The 5,456-nt window shown below is 58.4% G+C and carries 4 protein-coding genes; 2 read left to right on the plus strand and 2 right to left on the minus strand.

Annotation, left to right across the window (positions count from 1 at the left end; genetic code table 11):
• Positions 1–197: 197 nt before the first annotated feature.
• Positions 198–1,583: a TIGR03985 family CRISPR-associated protein gene (locus NW852_RS10895; RefSeq protein WP_414370535.1), complete on the minus strand. Its 1,386-nt coding sequence runs from the start codon at positions 1,581–1,583 to the stop codon at positions 198–200.
• Positions 1,584–1,718: 135 nt separating this feature from the next.
• Between NW852_RS10895 and crn3 the strand changes: the two genes are divergently transcribed.
• Positions 1,719–2,624 carry a CRISPR-associated ring nuclease Crn3/Csx3 gene (gene crn3, locus NW852_RS10900; RefSeq protein WP_414370536.1) on the plus strand — a complete coding sequence of 302 codons (906 nt, stop codon included), beginning with the start codon at positions 1,719–1,721 and terminating at the stop codon, positions 2,622–2,624.
• Positions 2,625–2,828: 204 nt separating this feature from the next.
• Here crn3 and bchB read toward each other — a convergent pair whose 3' ends face one another.
• Positions 2,829–4,361: a ferredoxin:protochlorophyllide reductase (ATP-dependent) subunit B gene (gene bchB, locus NW852_RS10905; RefSeq protein WP_414370537.1), complete on the minus strand. Its 1,533-nt coding sequence runs from the start codon at positions 4,359–4,361 to the stop codon at positions 2,829–2,831.
• 590 nt (positions 4,362–4,951) lie between these two features.
• Here bchB and NW852_RS10910 point away from each other — a divergent pair.
• Positions 4,952–5,254: a Mo-dependent nitrogenase C-terminal domain-containing protein gene (locus tag NW852_RS10910; RefSeq protein WP_414370538.1), complete on the plus strand. Its 303-nt coding sequence runs from the start codon at positions 4,952–4,954 to the stop codon at positions 5,252–5,254.
• Positions 5,255–5,456: the final 202 nt, after the last annotated feature.

Consider the following 5,456-nt stretch of genomic DNA (forward strand, 5'->3'; position numbering starts at 1 on the left):
TAAGTTGAATGTTTTGATAGCCAAGCGAGATGGTCAATCTACGAGTCAGGAGTTCACTTTCTTGTTTTTCTTTTAGGGAGCAGAAACGAGATAGCGTTTTCCAACATGTTGTGGTAGTTTAGTAATGAATCTCAGATTCTGGACTCATACTAGGTTCGACCACACCATATCTAATATCTAGATTATGGACGGGTAGGTCAAGAAAGCACGAACTCGGGCCGATAAAACTGCAGCTCCGCCTGTGCTTCTTGGGCCATCTGTTCCCGGTAGGCCAGAGGGGCAATCACTTCGCCGTTGGGTCGCCAGTCCCGCAGGCGCATGGTGAAATTGGTGTCTCCCACCCGCACATAGGCGCGGAAGTAGCGGTCGCTGGCTGGCCTCTGCCGGAGAATGTGCAAGATCTTTTCCTGTTCCCCCGCATCGGCGATCTCCCGCCGCACCAAAGCCGGGATCCGCTCGTAGGCAATGGGCTGGAAGGTGGGGTGGCGCACCGTGTTGTCCACGTAGCGGCGGGCAAACTCGGGCGCAAAGCGCAGGATCAAGAGCGCCTTGGGCAGATAGAAATCAGATCCCCAGGCCTCTTCCCAGGCCGCTTGCACCTCCTCAGGAGTGGGCAAGTTCCCTTGCTTCTGGCGGGCCAAGAGTTCCGGCGGCACCGTAGGGTCAGACCAGGGCACCACTGTCAGGCGAGGCGAGCGAATGCGATCCAGGCGAAAATTGTGCCAGCCCAGGGATCCGGCAGCCTGCGGGAGCTGACCAAAGGCCGCCAAATACTTGGCGCGGCGGGCATAAAACAGGCAAACCGGGTAGGTGAAAACCCTTTGGATCCCGTGCTGGCGGGTTTCGTAATCAAAGCGGATCAGCCCTGCCGCCGGTTTTGTCCAGAAGGCCTCTAGCTGGTTTTGGTATTCGTCCACCCGCTCCTGCTGTTCGTCGGAGAGGATGTATTCAAACCAGACAAAGAGCCGCCGCTGCCGGTGTTGATGACCTCTCCAGATATCGTCCAGCAACACCTGCACATCGGGATGCACAAAGGCCACGTCGCTGAGGACGTGGTAGATCTGCTCAAGCTGGCCGCCCGACAACGTCAAGGCCGAGGCAGCCGTCGGCAAGGAGGGGCGATCCCCGGCGGCGCGGCAGCGAAAGTTATCTCTTCGCTTGGAGTTGGCCTCGATTGGCTGCAGCCAGCCCCGAGCGGCCAGGTAGTCCAGCTCTTTGCGCAGGGTGCGGTGGGTCTTGAAAAAGGGCCGGCTAGCCAGCAGCGTCTCCAGATGGGGAACTTCGGCTTTCAAGGCGGCCACCAGGTCGGGATCCTTTAGCCAAAAGCTCAGGGGCTTCTGGCAAATGCAGCCGGGATCCGGGCAGGAGATCCCGTGGGACAAATCCTGCTTGGGGTGGTGGGGCGAGAAGAGACGATCCCGAAGGTGGGTGTAGCCAAAGGTCTGCGGCAGATCCGGCCAGCGGTTTTCGCCATAGAGGCACTGGAGCAGCACCCACAGACGCACCGCCCGCTCCAGGCGCTCTGGCAACTGTCCGCCCGCCAGCCAGCGCAACACCTCCACCGTCAGAGGCAGCTCGTTCATCTCCTCTCTCTCCTCCAAAGCCAGCCCCAGCGCAGGGCCCGATCCCTCCACTCCTACTCTGCCAACAATTGGAAGCTCCCGATTCCAATCTTTTCCATACTGGAGCCAGTCTGTTGTCATTTCGTCCCCATTGCTATGGCTGCTGTAGCACTGCAGTTGCGGTCTGGCTATCTGGCCCATTGGCCGCAGAAACCCCATCTTGGCGGGCTATCGTTTCAGGTCATTGAAATCGAGTTGACCCGGCCGGATCGGCTGGTTTTCCCGGAAGACCTGGCCCAACTGCGCCTGCCTCCTGGGATCGATACCCGCTTGGGAGTGGTGCTGAGCGGGCGCGCCCCCATTTGGCTCTACGGCTGGTTGGTGCATGAGTGCCACTTCACCCGCTGGGTGGCCTGCTACGACCCGCGACTGGGGGCAGTGGTGGTCTCCAGCCACAGCCCAGAGGTGCAGGTGGGCGAGATCATCCCCTGGGTGCAGGGCAGGCCAGGCTCAGAATTGGCGGCGGCAGTGATGGTGGTGGGCCCTCCGGATAGCGGTAAAAGCCGCCTGGCCCGCGCTCTTTTCGAGGCCCTGCTGCCCCAGGATCCCAACGTTTATCTACAGCGGGCCCACTGGGATGGGGAAGGAAATTGGACGTTGGATCTGCCGCCGGAAGAAGCCAAAATCCTCAAGCACCGCTACCGGGGAGGCTTGACCCCTGAATTTTTCAGCTTCCACGCCCAGGCCATCCTCGCCCTGCGCCAACAAAAAAGCTTGGTGATCGTGGATGTGGGCGGCAAGGTGGATCCCCACAAGCAGCCGGTCCTGGAAGCCTGCTCCCATTACCTCTTGGTCAGCCGGGATCCGGCGGCTATTCCTCTCTGGCATGAGTTTTGTCGGGATCGGGGCAACCTGCGGTGTGTGGCTGTCCTGCACACGGGCCCCTGCCAGGAAGATCTGCCCAGGGATCCCAACCAACTGGAGCTGTGCTGGGATCCCGCCTCTCCGCTGCCCGCCGAGCTAGTGCGGGCGGTGCGAGGCTTGGTCGACTCGGCAGGATAACTTGCAGGGGGAGCGCGCTGTCGGCCCCTCAACGGGCTGTATCGCTAGGGGCATTGCCGAGGCGTTTTTCGGCGGCGTGCCAGACAAGATTGCCTCCAAAACCCTGGCCGTTTCAGACGAGCGGTTGTGCGGCATTGTACGGGAGTTGCAAGCAAGGTTTGTGGATCGGCGAGCCAGAGCTTCCATCACGTCGGATGGATCCCGTCAAGCCCCGAGAGCCTCCTTGGCCGCATACATAACCTCTAGAGTGATCTCGGTCAATCCCCGCTCGCGGGCAAATTTTTCGGTGTTGCGCTTCACCTTGCCCCGCACAAAGCCGGGCACCTTGTTCAGCTCCGCCTGGGCCTCCCGCGTCCAGATGAGATCGGAATCGGCGCTCAGGCTCTTGTGGATCACTTCTTTGGTGTCGTGGCCGCCGAAGACCTCCAGCAGGTGATCCTCCATGCCCAGGGTAAAGGAGTTGTAGATTAAGTCCACAACTTGGTTGGCGCCCTCGTAGCCCAAAAAGGGCTTGTAGCCGATGGGAAAATCCTGCACGTGGATGGGCGCGGAGATCACCCCACAAGGGATCCGCAGCCGTTTGCCCACATGCCGCTCCATCTGGGTGCCGAAGATAGCAGCAGGCTCCGCCTGGGCAATGGCATCGGCCACACGGGTGTGATCCTCCGTCAGCAGCACCTGATCGCAATACCCGCCCACCTCCGCCTGGAACCACTCGCCATCGTAGGTGCAATAGCTGCCCGCCCAGACCACGTGGATCCCCATCTCGCGGGCCAGGATCTTGGTGATCGCTGCCGCATGGGTGCAATCCCCAAAAACCACTGCCTTTTTGCCGGTCAGGTTTTGGCAATCGATGGAGCGGGAGAACCAGGCCGCCTGGGAAACATGTAGGGTCTGCTCCTGGATGTAGGGCTCGTAGTCCACCGGGATCCCTTGCTCGTTGAGAACCTGCTGGATTTGGCGGATGAAGCGGGCTGTTTCCACCACTCCCATGGGGGTGATCTCCACGTAGGGCGTGCCAAACTGCTCCTGCAAGTAGCGAGCTGTCATCGGCCCCAGTTCGCGGTAGGGCACCACGTTGAACCAGACCCGCCCCAGATGCTTGAGATCGTGGACGCTGGCCCCCTGGGGGATCACCAAGTTAAGGTCGATACCCAGATCCCGCAGCAACTTTTTCAACTCCCGCAGATCGTGGGCGTGGTGAAAGCCCAGGCTGGAGATGCCGAGGATATTGCAGGAAGGACGTTCTGTCTTCTGGGGTAAGCCGTCCAATTCGCCGCTTTTGCGGGCTTTGTTGATGTAGAACTCCACAATCTGCTGCAGGGTGCGATCGGCGGCCTGCAACTCGTTGACCCGGTAGTGGTTGACATCGGCCAGCAGCACGTCGCAGCGGCTGGCCAACTGGGCCTGCCGCACAAAGTGATGCAGATCCTCCTGCAAAATGCTGGAGGTGCAGGTGGGGGTGACGACAATCAAATCCGGCTGCTCCTCGCCATCTTTGCGGACGATGTTGCGAATCACCTTCTCGTCCGATCCCCGCGCCAACACCTGCCGGTCAACGACGCTGGTAGTTACCGGGGTAAAGTCCCGCTCCCGCTCCAACATGGAACGCATCACGTTGAAATAGTCGTCCCCCAGGGGAGCATGCATGATGCTGTGGACATTTTTGAAGGAACTGGCCACCCGCAGCGTGCCGATGTGGGCGGGGCCAGCATACATCCAATAGGCCAATTTCATAAGCAGCCTCTGAAGAAAGACCGAGTAAGAAGAGGAGATCCCCATCCCCTGCCCGCTTCCCACTCGCTGGGAACCTCTCCTGGAATTGTAGAGTGCCCAGCAGCCGGGATCCCTTGCTCGTTATCTCCTGTAACTCTCGACAACAACATCTTGAGAAAATATTGATCATAAAGAAAAACAATGCTTCAAGGTAACTTTTGGTGCGGGGATCCCTCTACCATAGGCCCAAGCTCTGTTCCATCCTGGAAATAGGGACAACAGCCTTGAGCTGGATCCCCAAGCCCTGGCAGCTCGCCAGCCAAGGCGGTCAATTCTGTAGTTTTCGTTGCAGGTTAACTTTTGAATACAAAATGTGTACCTCTACAAACTTGAGCAGAGATTTTGTGTTACCCAGGCAAGTTTCTGGCCGCCGAAGGCAGACTGAGTCTGGAGAGAAACGCCTTCCTGTTTCCCTAGATACAAACCCGGGCAGGAGAGCATGACTGCTGCAGAGAGCGAACACCCTTGAGGTGTTGAGGTGAAAGCTTATGGGCTCTACCACGATTTCTTGGCAACGTGCGCGCAAAGCTTCAGAGGAGCAAACGGATTCCATGACTTCCACGTACTTCAAGCCTGCGGCTCACCTGCACGACTGGCTGCAGGCGCCCTTGCAACCAATTCGAGCGGCAATTGATAGCATTGAAGTTAGGGATCTCCGGCTGGCCCACTTTTTGTGTCGGTGGATCCCGGCTCGCTGTCCTTTCGAGCGAGATGTGGTGCTGTTTGGCCACAAAATAATGCACATCCCACCGATGTGCAAGCTCAACCCCTTCTACGATCAGGTGGTAGGGCTGCGCTTCCGGGCTTTGTCGTTCTTGGCAGAACAGGGAGAAGACATCAGCCGCTATCTCTAGATTGGCTCTTGGTTTAGATGATACTTCACAGATATTCACGGGACATAGATTGCTTCTTTTTCTATCAATGGATGGAGTTCGGGGCGCAGAGCCTTGTCGGTGACAAGGTCTAAGGAGCATCCAAGTTTATCTTCCAAGTAGAAGAGCAGACTCAAGTAATGCTTGGAGTCGGCTTTACCCATAAATTCAACTAGGATATCGA

The organism is Synechococcus sp. H60.1, assembly GCF_047462335.1.
Lineage (GTDB): Bacteria > Cyanobacteriota > Cyanobacteriia > Thermostichales > Thermostichaceae > Thermostichus.